This window comes from Nocardia sp. NBC_00416, assembly GCF_036032445.1.
Lineage (GTDB): Bacteria > Actinomycetota > Actinomycetes > Mycobacteriales > Mycobacteriaceae > Nocardia.
On record NZ_CP107932.1, the window covers coordinates 3,363,410 to 3,389,592 of the forward strand.

The 26,183-nt window shown below is 68.6% G+C and carries 23 protein-coding genes and 1 riboswitch; of the genes, 3 read left to right on the forward strand and 20 right to left on the reverse strand.

From position 1 onward, the window contains the following. Positions 1-11: 11 nt before the first annotated feature. The 3 genes from OG804_RS14135 to ftsY form a co-directional block, all read right to left on the reverse strand. Positions 12-350: a P-II family nitrogen regulator gene (locus tag OG804_RS14135; RefSeq protein ID WP_328398394.1), complete on the reverse strand. Its 339-nt coding sequence runs from the start codon at positions 348-350 to the stop codon at positions 12-14. A gap of 5 nt (positions 351-355) precedes the next feature. Further along, positions 356-1,660 (reverse strand): ammonium transporter, encoded by a 1,305-nt coding sequence (locus OG804_RS14140; RefSeq protein ID WP_328398396.1) that lies wholly within the window; start codon positions 1,658-1,660, stop codon positions 356-358. Between the two features lie 194 nt (positions 1,661-1,854). Further along, a complete protein-coding gene (gene ftsY, locus OG804_RS14145) occupies positions 1,855-3,402 on the reverse strand; it encodes a signal recognition particle-docking protein FtsY (protein ID WP_442941830.1) in 1,548 nt (515 codons plus the stop codon). Between the two features lie 167 nt (positions 3,403-3,569). On the opposite strand from ftsY, the gene OG804_RS14150 reads away from it, so the two are divergent. Next, entirely contained in the window at positions 3,570-3,959 is a 390-nt protein-coding gene (locus OG804_RS14150; protein ID WP_030521801.1) for a DUF2237 family protein, read from the forward strand. A 44-nt stretch (positions 3,960-4,003) separates the two neighbouring features. Here the strand turns inward: OG804_RS14150 and smc are convergent, their stop codons facing one another. The 14 genes from smc to OG804_RS14220 all read right to left on the reverse strand — a co-directional run bounded on the left by smc (position 4,004) and on the right by OG804_RS14220 (position 17,810). Next, positions 4,004-7,633 (reverse strand): chromosome segregation protein SMC, encoded by a 3,630-nt coding sequence (smc, locus tag OG804_RS14155; RefSeq protein ID WP_328397636.1) that lies wholly within the window; start codon positions 7,631-7,633, stop codon positions 4,004-4,006. Between the two features lie 180 nt (positions 7,634-7,813). After that, positions 7,814-8,233 (reverse strand): DUF1707 SHOCT-like domain-containing protein, encoded by a 420-nt coding sequence (locus OG804_RS14160; protein WP_328397638.1) that lies wholly within the window; start codon positions 8,231-8,233, stop codon positions 7,814-7,816. 115 nt (positions 8,234-8,348) lie between these two features. Beyond that, positions 8,349-8,636 carry an acylphosphatase gene (locus tag OG804_RS14165; RefSeq protein WP_328397640.1) on the reverse strand — a complete coding sequence of 96 codons (288 nt, stop codon included), beginning with the start codon at positions 8,634-8,636 and terminating at the stop codon, positions 8,349-8,351. 2 nt (positions 8,637-8,638) lie between these two features. Further along, positions 8,639-9,112 (reverse strand): OsmC family protein, encoded by a 474-nt coding sequence (locus OG804_RS14170; RefSeq protein WP_328397642.1) that lies wholly within the window; start codon positions 9,110-9,112, stop codon positions 8,639-8,641. 53 nt (positions 9,113-9,165) lie between these two features. Further along, on the reverse strand, positions 9,166-9,309 hold the full coding sequence (locus tag OG804_RS14175) for a hypothetical protein (protein WP_328397644.1): 144 nt from the start codon (positions 9,307-9,309) through the stop codon (positions 9,166-9,168). A 212-nt stretch (positions 9,310-9,521) separates the two neighbouring features. Continuing rightward, positions 9,522-11,042, reverse strand: a complete 1,521-nt coding sequence (locus tag OG804_RS14180; RefSeq protein WP_328397646.1) for a PstS family phosphate ABC transporter substrate-binding protein — start codon at positions 11,040-11,042, stop codon at positions 9,522-9,524. A 133-nt stretch (positions 11,043-11,175) separates the two neighbouring features. Beyond that, on the reverse strand, positions 11,176-12,261 hold the full coding sequence (locus OG804_RS14185) for a winged helix DNA-binding domain-containing protein (protein WP_328397648.1): 1,086 nt from the start codon (positions 12,259-12,261) through the stop codon (positions 11,176-11,178). A 45-nt stretch (positions 12,262-12,306) separates the two neighbouring features. Then, positions 12,307-13,374 carry a PHP domain-containing protein gene (locus OG804_RS14190; RefSeq protein WP_442941831.1) on the reverse strand — a complete coding sequence of 356 codons (1,068 nt, stop codon included), beginning with the start codon at positions 13,372-13,374 and terminating at the stop codon, positions 12,307-12,309. Between the two features lie 3 nt (positions 13,375-13,377). After that, positions 13,378-13,959 (reverse strand): dihydrofolate reductase family protein, encoded by a 582-nt coding sequence (locus OG804_RS14195; RefSeq protein WP_328397650.1) that lies wholly within the window; start codon positions 13,957-13,959, stop codon positions 13,378-13,380. A gap of 84 nt (positions 13,960-14,043) precedes the next feature. Then, positions 14,044-14,931, reverse strand: coding sequence for a bifunctional DNA-formamidopyrimidine glycosylase/DNA-(apurinic or apyrimidinic site) lyase (mutM, locus tag OG804_RS14200; RefSeq protein WP_328397652.1), 888 nt, complete (start codon positions 14,929-14,931; stop codon positions 14,044-14,046). Between the two features lies 1 nt (position 14,932). Next, positions 14,933-15,655 carry a ribonuclease III gene (rnc, locus tag OG804_RS14205; RefSeq protein WP_328397654.1) on the reverse strand — a complete coding sequence of 241 codons (723 nt, stop codon included), beginning with the start codon at positions 15,653-15,655 and terminating at the stop codon, positions 14,933-14,935. Positions 15,656-15,669: 14 nt separating this feature from the next. After that, on the reverse strand, positions 15,670-15,852 hold the full coding sequence (gene rpmF / locus OG804_RS14210; RefSeq protein WP_084532960.1) for a 50S ribosomal protein L32: 183 nt from the start codon (positions 15,850-15,852) through the stop codon (positions 15,670-15,672). Positions 15,853-15,854: 2 nt separating this feature from the next. Then, complete coding sequence (locus tag OG804_RS14215) at positions 15,855-16,517, reverse strand: YceD family protein (protein ID WP_328397658.1); 663 nt, start codon at positions 16,515-16,517, stop codon at positions 15,855-15,857. A 546-nt stretch (positions 16,518-17,063) separates the two neighbouring features. Beyond that, positions 17,064-17,810 carry a DivIVA domain-containing protein gene (locus OG804_RS14220; RefSeq protein ID WP_328398400.1) on the reverse strand — a complete coding sequence of 249 codons (747 nt, stop codon included), beginning with the start codon at positions 17,808-17,810 and terminating at the stop codon, positions 17,064-17,066. 225 nt (positions 17,811-18,035) lie between these two features. On the opposite strand from OG804_RS14220, the gene OG804_RS14225 reads away from it, so the two are divergent. Further along, complete coding sequence (locus OG804_RS14225) at positions 18,036-18,608, forward strand: GtrA family protein (protein WP_328397660.1); 573 nt, start codon at positions 18,036-18,038, stop codon at positions 18,606-18,608. Here OG804_RS14225 and coaD read toward each other — a convergent pair. From coaD to OG804_RS14240, 3 genes are read right to left on the reverse strand one after another with little or no spacing between them, the layout of a single operon-like run. Next, entirely contained in the window at positions 18,576-19,061 is a 486-nt protein-coding gene (coaD, locus tag OG804_RS14230) for a pantetheine-phosphate adenylyltransferase (RefSeq protein WP_328397662.1), read from the reverse strand. The two genes, OG804_RS14225 and coaD, sit on opposite strands and share 33 nt — an antisense overlap. A 3-nt stretch (positions 19,062-19,064) precedes the next feature. After that, a complete protein-coding gene (rsmD, locus tag OG804_RS14235; RefSeq protein WP_328397664.1) occupies positions 19,065-19,658 on the reverse strand; it encodes a 16S rRNA (guanine(966)-N(2))-methyltransferase RsmD in 594 nt (197 codons plus the stop codon). Then, positions 19,655-23,053: a pyruvate carboxylase gene (locus OG804_RS14240; RefSeq protein ID WP_328397666.1), complete on the reverse strand. Its 3,399-nt coding sequence runs from the start codon at positions 23,051-23,053 to the stop codon at positions 19,655-19,657. Before OG804_RS14240 ends, rsmD begins: the two co-directional genes overlap by 4 nt. Positions 23,054-23,340: 287 nt before the next feature. Continuing rightward, positions 23,341-23,542, forward strand: a riboswitch (cobalamin riboswitch). A 155-nt stretch (positions 23,543-23,697) separates the two neighbouring features. Between OG804_RS14240 and metE the strand changes: the two genes are divergently transcribed. Beyond that, a complete protein-coding gene (metE, locus tag OG804_RS14245) occupies positions 23,698-25,965 on the forward strand; it encodes a 5-methyltetrahydropteroyltriglutamate--homocysteine S-methyltransferase (protein ID WP_328397668.1) in 2,268 nt (755 codons plus the stop codon). The last annotated feature ends 218 nt before the right edge of the window (positions 25,966-26,183 follow it).

Sequence of the window (26,183 nt, forward strand, 5' to 3'; positions counted from 1 at the left end):
CGCGGCGGGATCTATAGCGCGTCGGTGCCGCGTTCCCCGGTCCGGACCCGGACGATCGTCTCGACCGGGGTCACCCAGACCTTGCCGTCACCGATCTTGCCGGTGCGCGACGCTTCGACGATCAGGTCCACGACCCGGTCCACCGAGCCGTCGTCGACCACGACCTCGACCCGCACCTTCGGTACGAAATCCACCGAGTACTCCGCGCCGCGGTAGACCTCGGTGTGGCCCTTCTGCCGGCCGTAGCCCTGGACCTCACTCACGGTCATACCGAATACGCCCGCCTGCTCCAAGCCGGTCTTGACGTCTTCGAGCGTGAACGGTTTGACGATTGCGGTGATCAGTTTCATGGGGTTCATGCCTCCTTGCCGGCTGAACGTGCGGTTCCACCCAGTGCAGCGAAATCGTATGCCGTCTCCGCGTGTTCGGAATCGTCCATACCGGTGGACTCCGCTTCGGCGTCGGCGCGCAGGCCGATGGTGAACTTGATCGCGTACGCGATCACCAAGGCGATCACGAAGGAGTACGCGAGTACGGCGAACGCACCGAGAGCCTGACGGCCCAGCAGTTCGAGATCACCACCGTAGAACAACCCTTCGGCGCCGGCGGGCGCCTCGGGGGCGGCGAACAGGCCGATCAGCACCGTGCCGAGAATACCGCCGACCATGTGGATACCCACGACGTCGAGCGAATCGTCGTAGCCGAACTTGAACTTCAGACTCACCGCAAGAGCACAGACCGCGCCCGCGATGGCGCCGATGGCCAGCGCGCCGAGCACGTTCACCGAGGAACACGACGGGGTGATGGCGACCAGACCGGCGACGATACCGGACGCCGCGCCCAGCGAGGTGGGTTTGCCGTCGCGGATCTTCTCGACCAGCAGCCAGGCCAGCAGCGCGGCGGCGGTGGCGACCAGTGTGGTGACGAAGGTCGCACCGGCGACACCGTCCGCGGCCGCCGCGGAACCGGCGTTGAAGCCGAACCAGCCGAACCACAGCAGCGCGGCGCCGAGCATGACGAAGGGCAGGTTGTGCGGGCGGAAGGCGGTTTTCGGCCAGCCGGTGCGTTTCCCGATCACAATGGCCAGGGCGAGGGCGGCGGCGCCGGAGTTGATATGGACCGCGGTACCACCGGCGAAGTCGATGGCCTCGACCTTCTCCATGATCCAGCCGCCGCCCCAGACCCAGTGGGCGACCGGGAAGTACACCACAGTGGCCCAGATGGCGCTGAAGAGCAGCCAGGCGCCGAACTTCATCCGGTCCGCCACCGCGCCGGAGATCAGCGCGACGGTGATGATCGCGAACATCGCCTGGAACGCCACGAACACCGTCGCGGGCAGGGTGCCGATCAGCGGTACGCCCGCCGATTCGTCGCCGAATCCGGCGATCAGGGTCTTCAGGCCGAAGAACTGCCCCGGATCACCGAGCAGGCCGCCTTTGTCGGTGCCGAATGCGACCGAGAAGCCGTATAGCACCCAGAGCACAGTGACCACACCCATGGCGCTGATGCTCATCATGATCATGTTGAGCACGTTCTTGCCGCGGACCATACCGCCGTAGAAGAACGCCAGGCCGGGTGTCATCAGCAGGACGAGCGCCGCGCTCGTCAGTATCCACGCGGTGTCGCCGGCATTGGGCGCGCCGATCACGGTTTCCACCAGTTTCCTCCCTCATCGTCTGGCCCGCCGCTCGCGCGACATTGGGCCTGCTACTGAAGGGTCCTCATTCGGTGTTTCATCTGTGACGCCCAGGTGTTTCACCTAGGTGAATGGATTGCGCCGAAATGTTTCAGGCGTGTTGCCCACGCTGTGCGCGCGTTTCGCGGCCGCCGTGCGATCCACGGGAGCGGCCCGGATCAGCCGAGGAGCGCGTCCACGAAGGCCGACGGTTCGAACGGCGCCAGATCGTCGGCGCCCTCCCCCAGTCCCACCAGTTTGACCGGCACGCCGAGTTCGTGCTGGATCTGGAAGACGATACCGCCCTTGGCGGTTCCGTCGAGTTTCGTCAGCACGACACCGCTGATATCGACCACTTCGGCGAAGATCCGGGCCTGCGCCAGGCCGTTCTGCCCGACGGTGGCGTCGAGTACCAGCAGCACCTCGTCCACCGAGGCCTTCTTCTCGACCACGCGTTTGACCTTGCCCAGTTCGTCCATCAGCCCGGTCTTGGTGTGCAGGCGGCCCGCGGTATCGACGAGGACCACGTCCACCCCGGCGTCGATACCGGTGGCCACGGCGTCGAACGCGACGGCCGCCGGATCGGCGCCCTCGCGCCCGCGGACGGTCTCTGCGCCGACCCGCTCACCCCAGGTCTGCAGCTGGTCGGCCGCGGCCGCGCGGAAGGTGTCCGCGGCGCCCAGCAGCACGCGGCGGCCGTCGGCCACCAGCACCCGGGCCAGCTTGCCGGTCGTGGTCGTCTTGCCGGTGCCGTTCACACCGACCACGAGCAGGATCGACGGATGGTCGGCGTGCGGCAGCGCGCGCACCGAGCGGTCGAGGTCCGGTCGCAGCGATTCGATCAGGACCTGCCGCAGCACCGCGCGCGCCTCGTCGGCGGTGCGCACACTGCGCGCGGCCATTTCCGCACGCAGCCGTTCCACGATGACAGTGGTGACCGCAGTGCCGATATCGGCCAGGACCAGCGTGTCCTCGATCTCTTCCCAGGAATCCTCGTCCAGGTCGCCGCCGCCGAGCAGCCCCAGCAGGCTCTTGCCCACCGCGTTCTGCGATCGCGACAGGCGGCCGCGTAATCGGGTCAGGCGCCCGGAGGTGGGCTCGATCTCCTCGATCTCCGGGACCAGGTGGGCGTCCGCGGCGGTATCGGGTGCGGTGAGCGGCGCATCGGGGCGCACACCTTCCACGGCGGGCGCGTCGGACGCCTGCTCGGATGCGGTGGCGGCCTCCGGCGCCGCATCGGTGTCCGCCGCCGTCGACGGCGCGGCCGGTCCGGCTTCCGGGGTCCCCGTGGCGACCGGGTCCGTCGTCTCGGGCACGGCCGAATCGGTCGGATCCGCGGGCGCCACCCCGGACTCCGGCGCGGCGGTCGTCGCGCCACCGTCGGCGGCCTCCGGGAGCGGGACATCGGTGATTCCGCGGCGCGGCGCGTCACGCGGGATCGCGGCGTCGTCGCCGATATTCGGCTGTCCCTCGACATCGGTCCGCTCAGTGGGACTCGGACCGGGCGCCGGCGGGGCGGCGGTCGCGCCCTGCCCGCTCTGGCTGAAGGTGAATCCACCTGCCGCCTGATATCCGCCCGACCGGTCGGTCAGCTCGTCGTTCTCCGCCGGCGCCGTCAGCGAGACCCGGCCGCGCTTGTACCGGACGAAACCGGCCACGAGCGCGACCAGCAGTACGGCGGCGATCACTGCGATCAGAATCCAGGCTTGCGCACTCACGCCGACCATCCTTGCAGAGCCCGGCCCGGCGGGCGGCGACCCGTCCCGGCCCGCGCGGCGAACGATCCGCGCCACGAATCGGCGTCCGGCACCCGCCCAGCTCAGCACCAGGAACAGAGCCGGTGAGATTTCTTGTCCTGCGGAACTTCTCGCGACAGGCCAATAGGATCGGCGATGTGACCGATCGAAACGTGCTTGGGGGTCCGCTACAAGAGTGCGGCACCGATCCTCTGACAGGGTTCTACCGCGACGGCTGCTGCAGCACCGGCCCGGAGGACCTGGGCAGCCACACCGTGTGCACGGTCGTCACAGCCGAGTTCCTCGAACATCAGGCGTCCATCGGCAACGATCTCAGTACGCCTCGTCCGGAGAACAACTTCCCCGGTCTCCAGCCGGGGGACAGATGGTGTGTCGTGGCGGTGCGCTGGTTACACGCGCACGAGGACGGTGTCGCCGCACCCGTGGTGCTGGCGGCGACCCATGAGAATGCCCTGGAAGTGATAGCGATGGAGATCCTGCGCAAATACGCGGTCGATGTACCCGACGATGTCAGCGACCTGCTCTGACCGCCGCGGTCCGCCCCGCAGCCGCCCGGTACGCGGCGGAGTAGCTACTCCGCCGCCGTACCGCTCGTGGCGAGGTTCTCCCCGCGCAGTCGCTGCGAGATGACCTGGGTGATGCCGTCGCCGCGCATGCTCACGCCGTAGAGCGCGTCGGCGATCTCCATGGTCGGTTTCTGATGGCTGATGACGATCAACTGGCTCTTCTCCCGCAATTGCTCGAACAGCCCGATCAGCCGCCGCAGGTTGGTGTCGTCGAGCGCGGCTTCCACCTCGTCCATCACGTAGAACGGCGAGGGGCGGGCGCGGAAGATCGCCACCAGCAGCGCCACCGCGGTGAGCGATTTCTCACCGCCGGAGAGCAACGACAGTCGCTTGACCTTCTTGCCGGGCGGTCGCGCTTCCACTTCGATACCGGTGGTGAGCATATCGGTGGGGTCGGTGAGCAGCAGGCGGCCGTCGCCGCCGGGGAACAGCGCGGCGAAAACCTGAACGAACTCGCGTTCCACATCGGCGTAGGCGTCGGTGAAGACCTGCAGGATCCGCTCGTCCACCTCCGACACCACGTCCAGCAGGTCCTGCCGTGCCTTCTTGACGTCTTCGAGCTGGGTGGCCAGGAAGTTGTAGCGCTCCTCGAGCGCCGCGAACTCCTCGAGCGCCAGCGGGTTCACCTTGCCGAGAGTGGTCAGATCCTTCTCGGCGCGTTTGGCGCGACGCTCCTGCGAGGCACGGTCGAAGGGCATCGGGGCGGGCGCGGTGACCTGTTCACCGCGTTCCTTGGCCTGCTCGTATTCCCGCATCTCCAGGTCACTGGGCGGCAGGACCATATCGGGACCGTATTCGGCGATCAGATCCTCGAGTGCGATCCCGAACTGTTCGGCGATATTGGCCTCGAGCTGTTCGATCCGCAGCGCGGCCTGCGCCTTGGCGACTTCGTCGCGGTGCACCGTGTCGGTGAGCTGCCCGAGTTGGATACCCAGCGCTCGCACCCGCTCCTTGATCTGATCGACCTGGGTGGCGCATTCGGTGCGCCGGCGGACCAGTTCGTCACGGCGGGCCACGGCCGCGGCGACCACCTTCTCCAGTTCGGCGACCAGATCGGCGCCGGATTCGGCGACCGCGGCGGCGACCCGGGCGGCCTGCCGGCGGGCGGCCTGCGCCCGTTCGGCGCGGGCTCGTGCGTCGCGTTCGGCCCGGGCGGAACGCCGCAGCGAATCCGCTTTGCCGCGGACCGATTCGGCGCGTTCCTCGGCCGTGCGGACCGCCAAGCGGGCCTCGACCTCCATGGCTCGGGCCTCGGCGAGCGCGGCGGCGGCCTCTTCCCGGGCCAGTGCGGCGGCTTCGGTACCCGCGGCTCCGGCCGCGTCGCTGTCGGTGTCGGCCTGTTCCCGTTCCGCGTGCCGCAGCCGTTCCTCGAGGTCGACGAGTGTGGTCATCGCCTCCTCGTGGGTGGCCTCGGCGGCGGCACGCTGATCGGTGAGCCGCTCGGATTCGGCGTGCGCGGCCCGCGCGGCCGCGCCGAGCCGGCCCAGCCGCTCGTAGACGGCGTTGAGGGCCTGATCGGATTCGTGCAGCGTCAGCAGGGCGTGGTCGACGGCTTCCTTGCGATCGGTCTGCTCCTCCAGCGCACCCGCCAGACTCGCTTCCAGCTCCTCGGCGTGGCGCTGGGCCGCGATCAGGTCGGCTTCGGCGGCATCGATGCCCGCCTGGATCTCCAACCGGCTCGGCGACCGATCCGAGCCGCCGACCAGCCACCCGGTGCCGGCCAGGTCACCGTCGCGGGTGACCACGCGCAGTTCCGGGCGGGTGGCGAGCAGGGCGGACGCGGCGTCGAGGTCCTCGACGACCGCGACCCGGCGGATCAGCGCGACCACGGCGGCGCGCACCGTGCCCGGGCAGTCCACCACGTCCAGCAGCCATCGAGCGGACTCGGGCAGCGGAGCACCGGCATCCGCGATCTCGTCGCCGTCGGGTCCCCCGTACACCAGCGCGGCCCGGCCGCCGTCGGCCTTGCCGAGCGCGCGCAGGGCACTCAGCGCCGTGTCGCTGGTATCGGCCACCACGGCCTCGGCCACCGGACCGAGCACCGCGGCGACCGCGGTCTCGTATCCGGCATGCACCCGCAGCTGTTCGGACAGCGAACCCAGCAGGCCCGCGGGTTGGTTCTCGGTGAGCCACGCCGCGCCGTCCCGGCTGGCCAGGTTCATACCGAGTGCCTCGATCCGGGCCGTCAGCGAGGCGACCCGGCGACCGGCCTCCCGATCCTCGGCGCGCAGCTCGGTGACCCGGCGATCGGCCAGTTCCAGCGCCTCCACCGCATGTTCGTGCTGGGCGTCCAACCCGGCTTCACCGGCGTCCAGCTCGGCCAGTTCGTCCTGGACCGTGTCGAATTCGGTCTGCGCCGCACTGCCCCGGGCCCGGGCCTCGGTGATCGCGGTGGACAACCGCACGACCTCGGCGTCGATGGATTGCGTCCGGGTGCGCAGATTCTCGACCTGACCGGATAACCGGACCAGGCCTTCGCGCCGGTCGGCGATGGCCCGCACAGCGGCCAGATGGGCTTGTTCGGCCGCCCTGGCCGCATGGTCGCGTTCGGCGAGCCCGTCGCGGGCGGCCTCCAGTGTTTCGGTGGCCATCTCCACGGTTTCGCGCAATTCGGCCTCTTCGGCCTCCACCCGGTCGGCCTCGGCCTCCAGCTGATCGGGGTCGCGGCCGGTGTTCGCCGCGGTGGTGGTATCCAGGTGCCGGGCACGATCGCCGGCGATACGGATGGTCGCGTTGACGCGTTCGGACAGCGCTGACAATTGGAACCACAGCTGTCCCGCGGCCTCGGCGCTGGGTGTCAGGCGCGAGAGCTGGAATTCCTGCTGGGCCAGGGCGGCATCAGCGGCGTCCAGTTCGCTCTGCACGGTGATCTGCTGTTCCCGCGCGTAGGCCTCTTTGCTCTGCTGGCTCTCCAGCTCGTTGCGCCGGGTGACCAGATCGTCGGCCGCCAGCCGCAACCGGGCGTCGCGCAGATCCGCCTGCACGGTCTGCGCCCGCCGGGCGACCTCGGCCTGACGTCCGAGTGGTTTGAGCTGGCGGCGTAGTTCGCTGGTGAGGTCGGTGAGCCGAGCCAGGTTGGCCTGCATCGCATCCAGTTTGCGAACGGCCTTTTCCTTGCGTTTGCGGTGTTTGAGTACCCCGGCGGCCTCTTCGATGAAGGCGCGCCGATCCTCGGGGCGTGATTCGAGGATCGCCGAGAGCTGCCCTTGGCCGACGATGACGTGCATCTCCCGGCCGATACCGGAATCGCTGAGCAGTTCCTGCACGTCCATCAGCCGACAGGAGTTGCCGTTGATCTCGTACTCTCCGGCGCCGTCGCGGAACATCCGGCGGGTGATGGAGACCTCGGCGTAGTCGATGGGCAGCGCGCCGTCGGAGTTGTCGATGGTCAGGGTGACCTCGGCACGTCCCAGCGGCGCCCGGCCGGAGGTGCCGGCGAAGATGACGTCCTCCATCTTCCCGCCGCGCAACGCTTTGGCGCCCTGTTCACCCATCACCCAGGTGAGCGCGTCGACGACATTGGATTTCCCGGACCCGTTCGGGCCGACCACGCAGGTGATCCCGGGCTCGAATCGCAGAGTCGTCGCGGACGCGAAGGATTTGAACCCCTTCAACGTCAAGCTCTTCAGGTGCAACGCCGACGACCCTTTCCGCCTCCATGAACTGTCCGCCTCACCCAGGCCGATCAGTCATGCTATAGGCCCGCGCCGCCATGTCCCCACCCGGCGCACCGGCCGTGGCCGAGCGATTGCCGGAGAACCCGGACATCGCGGCCGGGCGTTGCACCGGCCGGATGCCACCGAGGCTACCGGGTGTTATGCCTTGCGGCGATGGCGGTGTCCGGCTTCGATACCGGTTGCCGCCCGGACTGCCAGCACCGCACCCCAGGGGCCGATGACCCAGATGGGCCAGAAGTAGGTGAACGCACCGACACTCAGCGAGATCGCCGCCCAGATCACCAGGACCAGCAGACCGACAGCCAGCCAGGCGCTCGCCTCGATCCGCTGCCAGATCGGGAATCGTGAGCGCGATTTCATCGTCGACGCCGAAGACAGCGCGGGCAGATCCGCGAGGACGGCGGTCAGCTCCTCACGGGTGGCGGTCTGGTAGACCTGCGCGACCCGTTGGTCGTACTCGGCCAGATCGATCCGGCCGTCCTCCATATGCCGGCTCAGGTCGCGCACGATCCGGTCCCGTTCGGCGTCGGATGCCCGGGTTCCCGTCGAGATCTCCATTACCGCTCCCCTCACAAGCACACTCCACTATGGAATACCGCCAGTGTTCACCTTCCATTGTGGCATGTCAAGGTCTCGCGGTACGCGCCCGCACGTCCCGGGCCTCGTGCACGCCCTACCGCTCGACGAACCCCATCAACCCGCCACGCGCCGGCTCCCATGCCTCCACTACGAGATCCACCCGGCCGGGCGTGGTACCCGACCGCAGCAGCGCCAGCAATTTCCCCGTCGCCGCCCGCGACCCCTCGGCCACCACATGCACCCGGCCGTCGGCGGCATTCGTGGCATGACCGGTCAACCCGAGTTCCAGCGCCCGCGCCCGCGTCCACCACCGGAAACCCACACCCTGCACATACCCGTGCACCCAGGCGCTCAGCCGCACCGGGTCGTCGTCGGCCGCCACGGTCAGTCGGCGGTATCGATATCGAACGACAACGTCACCTTGCTGCCGGCCTTCAGCGTCCGGCCCACCGTGCACACCTTGTCGATGGCGCGCTGCACCGTCACCAGCAGCCGCTCCCGGCCCGCCTCGTCGAGTTCGCTGAGGTCGAGCTCGAACACCTCGTCGAGCTGCGGATACACCTCGTTCTCCCGGTCCGCGACGCCCGAGACCCGAATCGTGGCGTCGTAGTCGTCGCCGAGCCGGCGCGACAACGGGAAATCCGAACTCATCCCCGAGCAGGCGGCCAGCGCTATCTTCAGGAGCTCACCGGGAGTGAACACACCCGGCACTCCCTCGGAACCGACCAGGACCTCGGCGCCACGCGAACTGTGACCGGTGTAGCGGCGCGTTCCCGTCCGCTCGACCCACAGCGTGGTCGGCCCGGGCTGCGTATCGCCCGGGCTCGGAGCGGCAGCCGGAGTGGAGTCATCAACCATGGTCGAGATCCTGCCATCCGGCGACCAGGCGGTCCGCACCCGTCCACGGGCGCTCAGCCCCGGTGCGGGTACCGGCGGGCCCGGACGGGCACCCGGACGCGCCGGGCCTCCCGGTCGTCCAGAGTCGACGCGGCCACCCGCAGCAGCAGCAGACAGAACGCGAATCCCGCGATCAACGCACACGCCACCAGGGACATGCTCGTCCTTCCCCTCACTGTCACCGAGCCGTCACCGGCCCGGACGCCACCCCCGGCGCCGGAAGTCCCGGTCGCCCGAACGGCGGTGCACACCGAAACTACCCTTCCGAATCGAGCCGAAACCGGCTGCTCACGCAATTTTTACGCCCGAGTCGCCCGGGTCACCCTCAGATCGTCGCGCTCTCGCGGGCACATTTCCCCCACCGGATCGGTCAAACATGGGGAAGACACAACGAAGGATCGGCCAACTCCGCGCAGGGCAGATTTCCGTACCAGCGAATCACGTCCTGACCGGCCTCACCGAGCAGGAATCGCAGGAAACCGGCGCCCAGGGAGCCCGGCGGGAAATCGCCGTGGGCGAACGCGTACTCCACACCCCAGAACGGATAGCCGCGATCGGTGAACTCCGCCCGGGTCGAAAACCGGCCGTCGATCGTCAGGCCGACCACCCCCACGGTATCCGCGGCATCCGTCGATTCGCTGTAGCCGATCGCGCCCGCGGTATCGGCGACCACGGCGAGCATATCGTCGGTGTAGAGCGTCTGGCATCGGCCCGGCTCGGCCCTCCGCTGCAGATCCCGGCAGGTCACGCCGAGCTCCGGAGGCTGGTCGGCGTCGAGCAGCCGTGACTCGAAGGTCCAGCGGGTCCCCGATCCGGCGTACCGGTTGACGACGCGCACCGGCTGATCGGCGCCGCCCACCTCCCGCCAGTTCGAGATCCGGCCCAGGAACAGATCACGGATCTGCCCGCGAGTCAGGTCCCGCACGCCCGCGCTCGGATGCGCGACGATCGTGAACAGCGACAGCGCCACCGGCCGCTGCACCAGCGCCGGATAGTCGTCGCCCTTGGGCGCGTCACCGATCGCCAGCAACGCCCCGTCTCCGGCGGCCGCGTCCTCCACCCGGTCCATGCCGCGTTCGCTGCCCTCGAACCCGAACGCGAAACCGGACCCCGGACACGTCTGCTCGTAGATTCGCGCCGCCTCCCGGATCACCGGTTCGAACGCGGTGGACCCGACAACGGTCAGCTCACCGGTCGCGCAACCCAGCGGAGCGGGTTCGGGCTCGAGTATGCGGATCGCGCTCATCACCGCGATGACGGTCACCAGGAACCCGGTGAGCGCCAGCATGAGCAACGAGACCCCGGTCCGGCCTTTGGTTCTGGCTATCCCGCCACCGGTCACGACTCCCTTCATCGAGGGCTCGGGGTAGGGTCCGGTGCCCGAGATCCGTTCCAGGGTGGCCAGGATCTTGTAGTGGTCGGCGCGGTTGAGCGGAACCTTCGGGAGATCGATGACACCGATGCCCTGATCGAGTTGCCGATGTGCGAACCCGGAATCCGGCTCGAAGCAGACGGCCAGTCCCGGATTGCTCAGTTCGGTGACCGCCATCCCGATGACCTTGCGGTCCGGGAACTGCAGATGCAGACCGGCCTGACTGTGCTGCGCGGTCACGTAGTCGGCGGCATCGATGGTGGTGGCGCCGTTGTTCTCGATCCGCACGAGAACGACCGACAGATCCTGCAGATTGCGTTCGGACCCGTCGGAGGTCTGCCGCAGTTGGCGCAACGCGCCCGCGTGCCCGGATTCCGCCTCACCGGTGACCGGGGTGTCCATCTGCACTCGCCAGCCGAGCCGCTTGCGGCCGACGAACACGAACTCCCAGGCGAAGGCCGCCACCGGAATCGCGATACCGGCCAGCGGGAGCAGGATATTGAGCAGCAGTTCACCCACCAGCGGTTACCGTCCCCCGAATCAGAATGTTTCCCCTCATCTTTGGCCACTAGCGAACGGAACCGGCCGGGCACCAGAAGTATTCGGCAACCGTTCACCGTGCGGCCATCCGGCGCCCGGCGCGGCGATCACCTCACCCGGCGAAGACGATATCGCCGCCCGAGTCCGGCGACACGAACTCCAGGAGTCGTTGCGCCTCGGCCACGACCTCCGCGCGCTCGTCCGGTCGCAGCGGATACCACGGCACGATACGGATATCCGACCCTTCCAGTGACCACCTACCGTGCGCGAAACCGTCCACCAGGTACACCGGAACACCGGCTGAGGCTTCCTTACTCGTGCGCTTCCGGTCCTGCTCGGCAATGACGCGACGGCGATCCCGGTACCCGAGCACCGCGTTGTCGAAGGCCGGTAGGAAACGCACGGGCACCACGAGATCGGGGTCGGCCAGCGGGGCGCCGGGCACATCGAACAGTTCGGCGCCCTCGCTACTGCGCAGCACCCGCAATCGCGGCCGCAGCGGTGCGATCACCTCGGCCAGCCGGGTCAGTCCCGACCATGCCTGGATATCGGCGACCGTCGCCGGGCCGAACGCGGCGAGATAACGCAGGATCAGGGTGGCCGGATCCGCCGCCTCCAGCGGTGCGCCGATCCATTCGTCGGCCGGCCCGACCGTCACGTACCGGTTGCGCCACCGGCCCCATTCACCCGATTCGGCGCCGTGCGCCATCGGCACCAGGACCTCCACCGATTCCGCGAGCCGGCGCGGCAGCCGCTGGGGGAACCGTTCGGCCAGCAGACCGCCGAGTTCGCGCCGGGACATCCACCGCCCGGCCAGCAGTTCGCGGCCCGCGGCGGCCAGCGCGGCCAGATCCGTGCCGGCGATCTCCTCCCGGTAGTAGGCGAGTTTGAGCACGCCTTCCACGTACGGTTGCACGGTCGGACGCAGCCAGCGGAAATCCTCGGCCGTGCTCACGTGCACCGTGCGCCGGAGAGTGGTGGAGCGAACCAGTTTCCGATCGTGCAGCAGCGCCGCCAGGTCGGCGTGCTCGAACCGGGCCAGCCGCGCCCACAGTCCGACGTAGGGCCAGTTCGGTTCCTGCCCCTGTACCGCCACCAGATGCCGGATCACGTCATAGGGCGTCTGCTCCGTCCGCGCCGCCAGGTGCTGGCGCACCAGCAGAGTCCGATTCAACGTGCGCAGTGACAATTCCCGCATACCGGGCATTATGAATATGCGCACCGACACCTGTTCCGTTGCCGCTCACGTCCCGTGGGTGCGCGTCCACTCCAGCAAGTCGTCCACCGGCCGCGTATTGATGATCCGGTCCGGCGCGACCCCGGCGGCCACGGCGCGAGCGCAACCGTAGCCCTGCCAGTCCAGCTGTCCCGGCGCGTGCGCGTCGGTGTCGACCGAGAACTCGCAGCCCGTGTCGAGCGCCAGCTGGATCAACCGGGACGGCGGATCGCGCCGTTCGGGTCGACTGTTGATCTCGACCGCCGTCCCGTAACGGCGGCAGGCCTCGAACACGATCCGGGCGTCGAAGTCCGATTCGGGCCGGGTTCCGCGCCCACCCTCGACCAGCCGACCCGTGCAGTGCCCGAGCACGTCGACATTCGGGTTCGCCACGGCGTACACCATCCGGCGCGTCATGGTGTCGCGATCGTCGCGCAGCCGCGAGTGCACACTGGCGACGACGATATCGAGTTCGGCGAGCAGATCGGCGTCCTGGTCGAGCGACCCGTCGCCGAGGATGTCGACCTCGATTCCGGTGAGTATCCGCATCGGCGCGAGTTCCGCGTCGAGTTCGGCGACCACCTCCAGCTGGCGGCGCAGGCGCTGCGCGGACAGCCCGTTGGCCACGGTGAGTCGCGGCGAATGGTCGGTCAGGGCGCAGTACTCGTGTCCCAGAGCGGCGGCACAGCGCATCATCTCCGCGATCGGGCTGCCACCGTCGGACCAATCCGAGTGGGTGTGCAGATCGCCGCGCAACCGCTCCCGCAGCGGTGCGCCCGCCGCGCCGATCGGCCGCGCGGTCGCGCGCAGTTCGGCGAGATACCGCGGCACCGCGCCGGAGTACGCCTCCTCGATCACCGCGGCGGTCTTGGGACCGATCCCGGTCAGTTCCTGCCAACTCCGTGTCGCCCGATGTTGGTCCAGTTCGGTCGTATCGAGCCCGGCGAGGATATCGGCGGCGCGGCGGTACGCCTTGACCCGGTGGGTCTGCGCCCGGTCGCGCTCGAGCCAGAACCCGATCTCCCGCAGGGCCGCGACCGGCCCCGGGGCCGGTGGCTCGGCGGGCCCGGCGGCGCGCGACCGGCCTGCGGTCACGGGCTAACCGGTCCTGCCGTACTTCACGAAGGCGACGCCGTCCTCGAACACCTGGCTGGTGATCACCCGGAAATCCGCCGGCTCGGGCAACCGGGGGCCGGTGCCGAACAGCGGGCGCCCGTGGCCGAGCACGATCGGATACAGCTTCAGGAAGATCTGGTCGATCTCCGGTAGGAGTGTCCGGGCCAGTTCACCGCCGCCGCACAGCCAGATCCCGAGACCCTTCTCGCTCTTGAGTTCGCCGACCGCGGCGACCGGATCCCCCGAGATCAACTCCACCGCCGGGTCCGGACGGGCCTTCAGCGTGGTGGACACCACGAACTGCCGCAGATGCGCGTACGGGCTCGCGGTACCGGTGCGCACCCCGAAATCGTGGGTCCGGCGGCCCATGATCACGGTGTCGAAGTTCTCGTTGCGTTTATCGATGCCCAGTGTGGCGCGCACCTGCGACGGCAATGTCTCCGGATACTGAGCGGTGATCGCGGGTCCGTGATCACCGCCGACCGGGAAGAAATCGACCGAGCCCTCCTCGGTGGCGATGAATCCGTCGATGGTGGCGGCGACGTAGTAGGTGAGCTTGCGCATGGCGTCCCTCCCGGGTGGACAGGGTCGGCGATCTTGCCCCACGGCAACCGTAACCCGGCGTCGGCTTCCGCGGCGAGGCCCCCGCTAGGACGATCCGCGCCGCACGCGCGGCGGCGGCTGGCAGCGCGGGCAGGAGTAGGACGAGCGATTCATGAACTTTTCCCGCACGATCACCGCCCCGCAGCGTGTGCAGGGCCGGTCGCCGCGCCCGTACACCGCCAGCGCGCGCTCGAAGTAGCCGGATTCGCCGTTCACATTCACGTACAGGGAATCGAAGGAGGTCCCCCCGGCGGCCAGTGCGTCGCCCATCACCGCACGCGCCTCGGTGAGCAGCGTGCGCAGGGCCGGGCGGGTGAGTGTGGCGGCTATCCGGCCGCCGTGCACACGGGCCCGCCACAATGCTTCGTCGGCGTAGATATTGCCGATACCCGAGACGACGGCCTGATCCAGCAGCACCCTTTTGATCTCGGTGTTCTTGGTACGCAGCGTCGCGACCACCCGGTCGTCGTCGAAACGGGGGTCCAGCGGGTCCCGCGCGATATGCGCCAGCAGATCGGGCAGCAGATCGCCGTCCACCTCCACCAGCGGCGCCAGCACCCAGCCGCCGAAGGTGCGTTGATCGACGAAACGCAACTCCTGCCCGTCGTCGAGGGTCGCCCGGATATGCGCGTGCTTCTCCACGGGCGCACCCGCGGGTTGCACCAGCATCTGCCCGCTCATACCGAGATGCACGACCAGCGCCGTATCGGCGGATTCACCATCGGACTCGTCGAAGGTGAGCCACAGGTACTTTCCACGACGTTCGGCGGCGACGACGGACAGTCCGGTGAGCCGTGCCGCCATATCGGCGGCGCCCGCCACATGGCGGCGCACCGATCGCGGATGGGTGACGGTCACCGACTCGACGGTCCGCCCGCACAGATGTTCGGCCAGGCCGCGGCGAACGACCTCCACTTCGGGGAGTTCGGGCACCTCAGGATTCGCCGGTCAGCGCCCGGTACGCCGCGCCCGCCGCCTTCTGTTCGGCTTCCTTCTTCGACCTGCCGACCCCCTGACCGTAGGCATTCCCGGCGATCACAGTGGTCGCGGTGAATTCCTTGTCGTGGTCGGGGCCGGTCGAGGAGATCTCGTAGCTGGGCACGCCGAGACCGCGTTCGGCGGTCAGCTCCTGCAGACTGGTCTTGAAGTCCAGGCCCGCGCCCATCCGCGGACCGCGTTCGAGCAGGTCGGCGAAGAGCCGCAGTACTACTTCCCGGGCCACATCGATCCCGTGTTCCAGGTGCACGGCACCCAGCAGCGATTCCATGCCGTCGGCGAGGATGCTGGGCTTGTCCCGGCCGCCGGTGAGTTCCTCACCTTTGCCGAGCAGCAGATGCACGCCCAGACCACCTGCACCCAGATTGCGTGCCACCTCGGCGAGCGCGTGCATGTTCACCACACTCGCCCGCAGCTTGGCCAGCTCGCCCTCGGATTTCTCCGGGTGCTCGTGGTAGAGCCGCTCGGTGATGCTCAGACCGAGTACCGAGTCCCCGAGGAACTCGAGCCGCTCATTGGTCGGGAGGCCACCGTTCTCGTACGCGTACGAGCGATGTGTCAACGCCAGTCGCAGCAGGTCGGGTGCCAACTCGACACCCAGCGCCGCGATCAGGCTCGCGTGATCACCCGGCTCACCGGGTTCGTCTTTTCCCGCGGTCAAGGGTCGACCGGGGGTCAGACGGGGGAAACGACCTGGCGGCCCTTGTAAGTACCGCAGGAGGGGCACGCGATATGCGGCGGGGTCTTCTGACCACAGGCCCGGTTCGGGCAGGTGATCAGGGTAGGCGCGGCGGCCTTCCACTGGCTGCGCCGCGACCGGGTGTTGGAACGGGACATCCGGCGCTTGGGAACGGCCACGACTAGTTCTCCTCTGTGCTGTTACGTGCTGTATCGGTGGAATGGTCTCCGGTGGCCGCACCCTCGTCGGGGCTGCCGCTGCCGGGCGATCCGGGGGCGAACTTCGCCAGCCCGGCCCAGCGGGGATCAAGTATCTCATGCCGGTGATCGGATCCCGCAATCGCCATCCGAACCCCGCACTCCGGGCACAGGCCCGGGCAGTCCGGCGAGCACAGCGGCTGCAGCGGCAGTTCCAGCCCGAGCTGGTCGACTACCAGGGGTTCCAGGTCGATGAGGTCATCGGTCATCCGATAGATCTCGTCGTCGGCGGCGGTCTGATCGGTGGTGCTGTCCGGGTAGGCGAACAGTTCGGTCAGCGAAAGGTGGACCGTATGGGTGAACTGTTCGAGGCATCGTGAGCATTCGCCGGATACCGGCGCGTCCAGCGAGCCGGTGACGAGCACTCCCTCGGAGACCGACTGCAGCCGCAGATCCAGCTCGACCTCGGTGTCGGCGGAGACACCGGCCAGGTCGAGCCCCAGACGTTCGGTCGTGGTGACCGTCCGCCGCAGTTCGCGCATCGAGCCCGGGGCGCGACCGAGGCTGCGGACATCCAGCACGAAACCCTCGCCGTGGGCACGACGGGGCGCACCGGAGTGTTTGCGCGCGGTGGTATCGGCAGGCATCGAAACTCCACTGGGTGGGTCGGGGGCTGGTCATGCGCCGGAATCGGCGAGCAACCACACCACCGTACGCGACCCGATCGACCTTGCAAAACCCGATAGACCGAGCTCAACCGGACACCGGTCGGGCCACCACCCCGGTTCCGGAACGACAGAGCGAAAGAGCGCAGCGACCGAGCGCCCGAGTGAAGAACCGGGGTTAACAGGGCCCCGACCCGCCCCGCCGAAGGCGACACAATCCAACAGCTCCGGGACCCACCTCGGTTCCGGAGTACCAGAGCGAAGGAGCGCAGCAGCCGAGCGCGTCCGCACCACCATCCATAGATCGACGCCCATCGAGCACCTACAGAGTCGCGAACCTACCCACGCCGACCAAGACGCACATCCGCCCACACCTCACTTGCACTCCAGATGGCCCACCTTCAAAGTCGGGGCCCGCCCCGGTTCTGGAGCGACCAGAGGGAGGGAGCGCAGCGACCGACCGGCGGGAGTGAAGAACCGGGGTTGACAAGGGCCCCGACCCGACCCGCCGCAGGCGGGGCAATAGATTCAGCGCCGGAATTCCGAGGCGTAGTCGGGTACTTCCGACCCGTTGCGCAACTGCTGCCGGCCGCGGCCGACTGTGCGCAGGGCGCCGCTCAGGGTTTCTTCGAATTCGGCGAGTTTGGTGTCGACGTAGTGATCGCAGTCGGCGCGCATCCGGTCGGCGTCGGCGTGCGCGGTATCGATGATCCGGGCCGATTCGGCGTGGGCGGCCCGCACCACCTCGGTCTCCTCGACCAGCCGCCGTTGCTCGGCTTGGCCGTCGGACACCGACCGATCGTAGGACGCCTGTCCGGCCTCTACCGTGCGCTCGGCTTCGGCGCGGGCCCGCCCGGTGACCGTCTCGTATTCGGCTTTCGCGTCGGCGACGAGGCGGGCTGCCTCGGCGGCGGCCGTATCGACTGTGCGGTCGGCGTGTGCGGTGGCTTCGGCGACCATGCGGTCGGCGTGCGCTTTCGCGTCGGCCAGGATGCGGTCGGCTTCGGCGCGGGCGTCGCCGAGGGTGTTCGCGGCCTGCTCGTCGGCGGCGCGCACGGTTTGGTCGGCCTCGCCCCGGGCATCGTCGACGATCTTGTCCCGGTGATCGAGCACATCCTGGGCGTCGTCGATCTCGGTGGGCAGTGCTTCGCGGACATCGTCGAGGAGATCGAGCACGTCCGGACGCGGGACGATGCAGTTGCGAGTCGCGGGGATACCCCGTGCCTCTTCGGCGATGGCGACCAGTTCGTCGAGCGCCTCGAATACCCGGTACATGCTCACTGTCCTCCTGCTGACGATCGGCGAGATATCACGCCGTTCCCAGTGTGCCCCGGGGCGGTGGATGCGCCGAACCTACTTTCGGTGTGTCGCCCTTTCCGCCCGATATCGGCGGACTCTGCCGATCAACTGGAGACCTACCCTCCGCTTGGTGTTAGATTCTTAGGTAGCCCCTCCGTCACGCGGGTGGGCCGACTGTCCCTTGCCCGATCGGAACCGCCCATGACCATCCTGCAGCTGCCTACGTCCACGGCACTGAACACCGGGGATCTGGATATCGATTGGCCGGAACCGTTCACGCCGGGTGTCCGGCAGCGGTTGCAGCGGTATCTGCGCGGCGACCGCCCCTTTCCTCAGTTGATTCGTTTCGCCCTGGTCGGCGGATTGAGCAATATTTCCTATGTGCTGCTCTTCCTGAGCCTCACCGGCGCCGGGACGCTGCTGGCCAATGTCGCCGGGTCGGTGGTGAGCACCGTGCTCGCCAACGAACTGCATCGCCGGCTCACCTTCCACGCCGCGGAACGGATCGGCTGGTTCACGGCACAGTGGGAGGGCGGCGGACTGGCCCTGCTGGGGCTGGGCATCAGCACCGCGGCACTGGCCACGCTGGGAGTTCTCGCGCCGACGCTGAACGAACCGGCACAGGCGGCCGCGGTGCTGGCGATCAGCGCCGCGGTGGGTGGTCTGCGTTTCCTGGCGCTGCGCGGGCTGGTGTTCGGGCCGCTGCGGCGGGCCCGGGAAGTGACCGCCCAGCGGGGTGGATCAGCCCGCCCGCTCGGCCAGCCGGTCGAGTAGCCGTTTGTGCACCAGCGACGGCAGCATATCGCTGACATCGCCGCCGAATGCCGCCACTTCTTTGACCAGGGAGCTGGACAGATAACTGAAGGTGGGGTTGGTGGCGATGAAGAACGTGTCGACGCCGGAGAGTTTCTTGTTCATCTGCGCCATCTGCAGTTCGTAGCCGAAGTCCCCGGCATCGCGCAGTCCCTTGACGATCGCGCTGATGCCCTGTTCCCGGGCGAAATCGACCAGTAGCCCGTCCCAGGACGCGACCCGCACGTTCGGCAGGTCCGCGGTGGCATCGCGCAGCATCTCGATCCGCTCGTCGATGCCGAACATGCCCTGCTTCTTCTTGTTGATCATCACGGTGATGACGACCTCGTCGAACTGCTCCGCCACCCGGCGGAACACGTCGAGATGGCCGTTGGTCACCGGATCGAAGGACCCCGGGCACAAAGCTCCTGCCATGGATCAGACGCTAGCAGGTTCGTGCGATCCGGCACGGGTCACGCCGAGGTACACCGCCGACTCGATCCGGGTCTCCCCGTAGCGGCGCGCGGGCCGGCCGTCGAACCCTGCGGGCCAGACGATTTCGGCCGAGCGCGCGGAACGTTCGATCAGCAGCAGCGCGTCGCCGGCGAGCCAGCCGTGGGCCGCGAGGGCCACGAGGTCGGCGTGCACGGCGTCGGTGGGCAGATCGTAGGGCGGATCGGCGAAAACGAGATCGAAATCCCCTGCGCCGCCCTGCGCCAGCACGTGGGCCACCGCCCCGATCCGCACCTGGGCCCCGGGCATCCCCAGTTCCGCGATATTGCCGCGGAGTACCGCCGCCGCCCGCCGGTCCGATTCGACCAGTAGCGCCGCGACGGCCCCTCGGGACAGGGCCTCGAGCCCGAGTGCCCCCGACCCGGCGTAGAGATCGAGCACCCGCGCGCCGTCGAGGTCCATCCGCGCCTCGATCGACGAGAACAGTGCCTCCCGCACCCGATCCGAGGTGGGCCGGGTGCCCGCGGGCGGCACCCGCAGGCGCCGCCCACCGGCGGTTCCGGCGACGATCCGCGTCATTCGGATTCGCGCTCGCCCAGTTCGACGAGCAGGTCACCGCCTTCGACCTGCTGTACCTGCGCGATGGCCACCCGGCCCACCACTCCCCCACGCGGGGCGGTGATGGCGGCTTCCATCTTCATGGCCTCGATGGTGCCGATGGTGTCACCGGAGGCGACGGTTTCGCCTTCCGCGACGGTCAGGGTGACCACGCCGGCGAACGGCGCGGCGATGTGGTGGGGGTTGTTCTTGTCGGCTTTCTCGGCGGCGGGGATCTCGCTGGCGATGGAGCGATCCCGCACCGAAACCGGGCGGAGTTGCCCGTTGAGAATGCACATCACCGTGCGCATACCGCGTTCGTCGGGTTCGGCGATCGCTTCCAGCCCGATGAGCAGGATGACGCCCTTCTCCAGCTGTACCCGGTGTTCCTCGCCGTGGCGCAGGCCGTAGAAGAACTGATTCGCCGACAGGCCGGTGGTGTCACCGTATTTGTCCCGGTGCGCCAGGAATTCGGTGGTCGGACCGGGGAACAGCAACCGGTTGAGGGTCCCGCGCCGCTCGTCGGAGGTGCCCGCCAGCCCGGCCTCGTCTTCCGCGGTGAGCGGGGTTTCGGGTTTGGGGGTGCCGCGTCCGGCGAGCGCCTTCTCCCGGAACGGTTCGGGCCAGCCGCCGGCCGGCGTGCCGAGATCGCCGCGCAGGAACCCGATCACCGAATCGGGAATGTCGTAGCGACCGGGATCGGCGGCGAAGGCCTCGATATCGATCCCCGATCCGACCAGCGACAACGCGAGATCACCGACCACCTTCGACGACGGGGTGACCTTGATCAACCGGCCCAGCAGCCGATCGGCGGCCGCGTATTTCGCCTCGACCTCTTCGAACCGGTCACCCAGTCCGAGGGCGATGGCCTGCTGGCGCAGATTCGACAGCTGGCCGCCGGGGATCTCGTGGGTGTAGACGCGGCCGGTCGGGGCGGGCAGCCCGGACTCGAACGGGGCGTAGACCTTCCGCAGCGCTTCCCAGTACGGTTCCAGATCGCACACATTGCGCAGGTTCAATCCGGTGTCGTGCTCGCTGTGCGCGGCCGCGGCGACGATCGCCGAGAGCGCGGGCTGGCTGGTCGTGCCGGCCATCGCCGCGGACGCCCCGTCCACTGCGTCCGCGCCCGCCTGCCACGCGGCGAGGTAGGTGGCCAGCTGACCGCCGGGGGTGTCATGGGTGTGCACGTGGACGGGCAGATCGAAATTACTGCGCAGTGCGGTGACCAGTTTCACCGCGGCGGGGGCGCGCAGCAGTCCGGCCATATCTTTGATCGCGAGCACGTGCGCGCCGGCGTCCACGATCTGCTCGGCGAGTTTCAGGTAGTAGTCCAGGGTGTAGAGCTTCTCGCCCGGATCGGCGAGATCCCCGGTGTAGGACAGCGCGACCTCGGCGATCGCGGTGCCGGTTTCGCGGACGGCGTCGATCGCGGGCCGCATCTGGTCGACATTGTTGAGGGCGTCGAAGATCCGGAAGATATCGATTCCGGTATCGGTGGCCTCGGCGACGAACGCGCGGGTCACTCGCTCGGGATAGGGCGTGTAACCGACGGTGTTGCGGCCCCGCAGCAGCATCTGCAGGCAGATGTTCGGGATCGCCTCGCGCAGCGCGGCCAACCGCTCCCAGGGATCTTCGTAGAGGAACCGCAACGCGACGTCATAGGTCGCCCCGCCCCACGCCTCGATCGACAGTAATTCCGGCGTCAACCGCGCCACATGCCCGGCCACATCCAGCAACCCGTTGGTCCGCACCCGCGTGGCCAGCAGTGATTGATGCGCGTCCCGGAACGTGGTGTCGGTGACCCCGACCGCTTTCTGCTCCCGCAACGCGGCCGCGAAACCGTCGGGCCCCAACGTGAGCAGTTTCTGCCGTGACCCGTCCGGCGGCGGCACCGACAGATCGATCGAGGGCAGCTTGTCGTGCGGATACACCGAGGTCGGCCGGGCGCCGTGCGGTTTGTTCACTGTCACATCGGCCAGATAGTTCAGGATCTTGGTGCCGCGATCGGCGGGTTCGCGGGTTGCCAGGAGTTCCGGGCGTTCGTCGATGAACGAAGTGGTGATCCGGCCGGCGGTGAAATCCTCGTCGTCCAGTACCGCCAGCAGGAACGGGATGTTCGTGGTGACCCCGCGGATCCGGAACTCCATCAGCGCGCGCCGCGCCCGCGCCACCGCCGTCGGGAAATCACGGCCCCGACAGGTCAGTTTGACCAGCATCGAATCGAAATAGGCCCCGATCTCGGCGCCCAGGTTCGCGCCGCCGTCGAGCCGGATACCGGCGCCTCCGGGGGTCCGGTACGCGGTGATCCGGCCGGTGTCGGGCCGGAATCCGTTGGCGGGGTCCTCGGTGGTGATCCGGCATTGCAACGCCGCGCCCCGAATGGTCACCTTGTCCTGGCTCAGCCCCAGATCGGCCAGGCTCTCACCCGCCGCGATCCGCAACTGCGACTGCACGAGATCTACATCGGTGATCTCCTCGGTCACCGTGTGCTCCACCTGGATCCGCGGGTTCATCTCGATGAACACATGGTTGCCGCGCTCGTCGAGCAGGAACTCCACCGTGCCCGCGCAGCTGTAGCCGATCTGACGGGCGAACGCCACCGCGTCCGCGCAGATCCGATCGCGCAGGCCCGGGTCCAGATTCGGCGCGGGCGCCAGCTCGATCACCTTCTGGTGCCGCCGCTGCAGCGAACAGTCCCGCTCGAACAGATGCATCACCTCACCCTGGGCGTCGGCGAGGATCTGCACCTCGATATGCCGCGGGTTGACCACGGCCTGTTCCAGGAACACCGTCGGATCACCGAACGCGGATTCGGCTTCGCGCGAGGCCGCTTCGATCGCTTCCCGCAAGCCCGCCCGCTCGGCCACCCGGCGCATACCCCGGCCGCCGCCGCCGGCCACAGCCTTGACGAATATCGGGAATTCCATCGACTCGGCGGCCGCCAGCAGTTCCGCCAGATCGGCCGACGGGGCGCTGGAATTCAATACTGGCAGCCCGGCCGCCTTCGCCGCGGCGATCGCGCGGGCCTTGTTCCCCGCCAGCTCCAGGACCTCGGCCGAGGGACCGATGAAGGTGATCCCCTCCCGTGCGCAGGCGGCGGCCAGATCCGGATTCTCCGACAGGAACCCGTACCCGGGGTAGATCGCGTCCGCGCCCGCGGTCTTGGCGGCCTCGATGATCGCGTCCACCGAGAGGTAGGCCCGGACCGGATGGCCCTCCTCCCCGATCTCGTATGCCTCGTCGGCCTTCAGGCGGTGGACCGAATTGCGGTCCTCGTGCGGGAAGACGGCAACCGTCCCGACACCGAGCTCGTACGCCGCGCGGAAGGCTCGGATGGCGATTTCGCCGCGGTTGGCAACCAAGACTTTCGAGAACATTGACCCAACGTACCCGGCGCCACATCCAGGATCGACAGGGAAGTCCACTTCGCAGGAACTTCACAAGTGCGTATGGCAACGCTGCGAAATATTGTTCACCACGGCGTCATATCTCACCGACCGCGACTCCGGCCTGTGCGTATCGCCGAGGGTGGCCATTTCCCGGCTACCCGGCCGATGTTGCGAAGAGGTGCGAAGGCGATGCCGCCCGACCGCCCGGAGCCACCCGGCGCGGCCGCGTTATGGTGGTCGGTGCAGCTGGTTCGCCGGCCGGACGACAAGGAGCCCCGAACGTCCGTCCCGGCGCCGAAGCCCGCACCACGCGGGTGAGAGGGAATCCGGTGAGAATCCGGAACTGTCCCGCAGCGGTGAGCAGGAACGACCGCCGTCATCAGCACTGGGCACACAGCCTGGGAAGCGACGGCCAGTAGGTCGGCCGACAGGCCGGTGCCCGCGAGTCCGAAGACCTGCCGGTTGTACCGGGTACGCCGTATCCGGTGGCCACCGCCTCGTGGATCGGGCGTTGCGGTCCACCTGTGCTGACATTGTCGATCCGGCCGCACCGCTGGATCGTCCGGGGTCTCATCGGTGCCCGTGCGCCTGTGGACGGTGATGGCCGTCGAACTTCAGCACTGGAGAACACCGTGACTGCTATTTCGCACAGCCCGTTCAGCGCGACGGTCCTCGGACTGCCCCGCGTGGGGCCGCGCCGGGAACTGAAACGCGCGACCGAATCCTATTGGGCCGGGAAGATCGATGCCGCCCGGCTGCACGAGACAGCGCGTGCGCTGCGCCGCGATCAGTACACCGAATTGATCTCCGCCGGAGTGGATTCCGTTCCGGTCGGCACCTTCTCCTATTACGATCAGATGCTCGATACGGCCGCCCTGCTCGGCGCCCTGCCGGACCGGGTAGCCGGTATCGAGGATCCACTGGATCGATATTTCGCCGCCGCCCGCGGAACCGAATCGGTGGAACCCCTGGAAATGACCAAATGGTTCGATACGAACTATCACTACCTGGTCCCCGAGATCGGCCCGGAGACGACTTTCACGCTGCATCCCGACGAGTTGCTCGCACAGCTCGCCGAGGCGATCGAGCTCGCGGTGCCGGCCCGGCCCGTGGTGATCGGGCCGATCACCTTCCTGAAACTGGCCAAGACCACCGGCGCCGCGGCGCTGGATCGGGTCGGCGAGCTGGTACCGCTCTACCAGGAGTTGTTGCGGCGGCTCGCCGCGGCCGGTGCGGCGTGGGTGCAGATCGATGAGCCCGCGCTGGTCACCGATCTCACCGCCGACGAATTGGCGGTGCTACGCGGGGTCTACACCGAACTGACCGCGTCGGCGAACCGGCCCGCGATTCTGGTCGCCACCTATTTCGGGCATCCGGGCCCGGCACTCGAGGCCCTCGCCGGGACCGAGGTCGAGGGCGTCGCGATCGATCTGGTCGCGGGCGCCGACGTCGCCGACGTCGCGGCCGTACCGGCTCTGGTGAACAAATTGCTGGTCGCGGGGGTGGTCGACGGCCGCAATGTGTGGCGCACCGACCTGGACCACGCCCTGTCCACGTTGGCGACCCTATTGGGTAGCGCGAATTCGGTCGCGGTCTCCACCTCGTGCTCGCTGCTGCACGTCCCCTACACCCTGGCGGTCGAAACACAGCTGGACGACGCGCTGCGTTCCTGGCTGGCCTTCGGGGCCGAGAAGATCGCCGAGGTCCGGGTACTGGCCGCCGGACTGAACTCCGGTACCGAATCCGTCGCGGCCGAACTGGCCGCGGCGCGCGCCGCGGCGGCGAGCCGCAAGGCCGATCCGCGGATCGGCAACGCGCAGGTGCGGGCCCGGCTGGCCGCGCTCGGACCGGACGCCGTCCGGCGCGCGCCCGCCGAACAGCGCCGGACGCTGCAGCAGGGCCGGCTGCAGTTGCCGCCGCTGCCGACCACCACGATCGGCTCCTACCCGCAGACCTCGGCGATCCGGCTGGCCCGGGCGGCGTTGCGGAAAGGTGAGATCGACCGGGCCGAATACGTGCGGCGGATGCGGAACGAGATCGGTGAGGTCATCGCGCTGCAGGAGAAACTGGAACTCGATGTGCTGGTGCACGGCGAACCGGAACGCAACGATATGGTCCAGTACTTCGCCGAACAGCTCGACGGGTTCGCGGCCACCGAGCTGGGCTGGGTGCAGTCCTACGGCACCCGCTGCGTGCGGCCGCCGATCCTGTTCGGCGATGTCTCCCGCCCGGCCGCGATGACGGTGGACTGGATCACCTACGCGCAGTCGCTCACCGATAAACCGGTGAAGGGCATGCTCACCGGCCCGGTGACCATCTTGGCCTGGTCTTTCGTCCGCGACGACCAGTCGCTCGCGGATTCGGCGCGCCAGGTGGCACTGGCGATCCGGGACGAGACGGTGGATCTGCAGAACGCGGGGATCCGGATCGTCCAGGTCGACGAACCGGCGTTGCGTGAACTGCTGCCGCTGCGCGTCGCCGATCAGCAGGCGTACCTGGACTGGTCGGTTCACGCGTTCCGGCTGGCGACCTCCGGGGTGGCCGACTCCGTCCAGGTTCACACCCACCTGTGCTATTCGGAATTCGGTGAGGTGATCGACGCGATCGCCGGACTGGACGCGGACGTGACCTCCATCGAAGCGGCCCGTTCGCATATGGAAGTGCTGGACGATCTCAACGCCTCGGGCTTCGACGCGGGCGTGGGCCCCGGTGTCTACGATATCCATTCGCCTCGGGTGCCCGGGGTCGAGGAGATCACCGGGTCGTTGCGCGCCGCCCTGGAAGCCGTTCCGGCCGAGCGGCTGTGGGTGAACCCCGACTGCGGTCTGAAGACCCGCGGTCCGGCCGAGGTGGAGGCCGCCCTGCGCAATATGGTGGCCGCCGCCCGCAGCGTGCGCTGAGCAGATGCTGAACCGGCCCGGGCCGCACCGATCGGAGCGCGGCCCGGGCCGGTTCAGCCCTCCAGCTCCCCCGCGCCGGACTCCCGGCGTTTCGTCCGCTCGGCCACACAGTGCGGGCACGGCTGCGTCACCCGCAGTACCGGCCGAACCCGTGCCGGAGCGGTGAACGGCCGCCGCACCGCCCGGCACCCTCGCTGTCTTTCCATAACGCCCAACCC